The following is a 1,065-nucleotide window of genomic DNA, read 5'->3' as shown; positions in this document are numbered from 1 at the left end:
AGTAATTCTTTTACATTCGTTTTGGTTAGTTTTTTCTTTCTAAAATGTTCAGCTAAAGTAAACTTACATTCAGGATAATTTGAACAACCATAAAACGATTTTTTTAATACAATATTGTTGCCACACTTAGGACATTTTCCTACAAGGGGTCCCGAGCGCCTAGTGGGAATTTGTACCCCTTATCGATACAAATTCCCCGTAGGCGCTAGGGACCTCTTTAGCTCCTTGGAAGCTGTCAGTAGTATATCTAATAATTTATCTCCATTCCCTTTAGTAACGTGTAACTTTCCAAATTTAAAAAAGCGACTCATAGAATTATTTCCTCCCGTTAAATAATAGATAACTATTAAAAATAGACAATACTTGCTCATAAGTAACGGTACTTAAATTGTTTACTTTGGCGTGTTTCATTGCTTGATGAAACTGATTTTTAGTAAACAGTTGACGATATTCTCGATTGACCCATTTTGAAACAAAGTACGTATATAGCTTCCAATATTTATCTGGAACATCTGTGGTATGGCGGGTAAGTTTTATTAAGACACTGTTTACTTTTGGTTTAGGATGAAAGCATTCCGCTGGCAGCTTAAGCAATTGCTGAATCGAGACTTGAGTGTGCAAGAGCAACCCTAGTGTTCGGTGAATATCCAAGGTACGCTTGTAGAATCCTTCTTCAACAATCAGATAGATGTCAGACGCATGGCTTTCAAAAACCACTTTTTTAATAATTTGTGTGCTTAAATGGTAAGGAATATTCCCAACAATTTTATACCTCTGTTTGTTAGGGAATTGAAACTGTAGAATATCTTGGTGAATTAAAGTGACACGAGTATTCAGTTTTAATTTTTCTGACGATAAGTTGAATAGATGACTGTCTAATTCAATAGACGTTACCTGTTTACTTATTTTAGCCAGTTTCGTCGTTAAATGCCCTTTACCTGTTCCAATTTCGTAAACGGTATCGGTTTCTTTTAAATTCAATTGTTTTATTATTTGGTTGAGTACTTTTTCACTCGTTAAAAAGTTTTGAGAATATTTTATATTTTTGTTCATGTAATCACTCCT

The 1,065-nt window shown here is 33.9% G+C and carries 1 protein-coding gene and 1 pseudogene; both read right to left on the bottom strand.

Going from position 1 to position 1,065, the window contains the following annotated elements:
• Positions 1 to 146: pseudogene (locus C1E58_RS00400) on the bottom strand (topoisomerase DNA-binding C4 zinc finger domain-containing protein); the annotation flags it as partial.
• A 169-nt stretch (positions 147 to 315) separates the two neighbouring features.
• Positions 316 to 1,053: a 23S rRNA (adenine(2058)-N(6))-methyltransferase Erm(B) gene (gene erm(B), locus C1E58_RS00390; RefSeq protein WP_002321849.1), complete on the bottom strand. Its 738-nt coding sequence runs from the start codon at positions 1,051 to 1,053 to the stop codon at positions 316 to 318.
• Positions 1,054 to 1,065 lie beyond the last annotated feature (12 nt).

This window comes from Streptococcus suis, assembly GCF_002964575.1.
Taxonomy (GTDB): Bacteria; Bacillota; Bacilli; order Lactobacillales; family Streptococcaceae; genus Streptococcus; species Streptococcus suis_R.
This window is presented reverse-complemented; position numbering and strand designations above follow the sequence as displayed.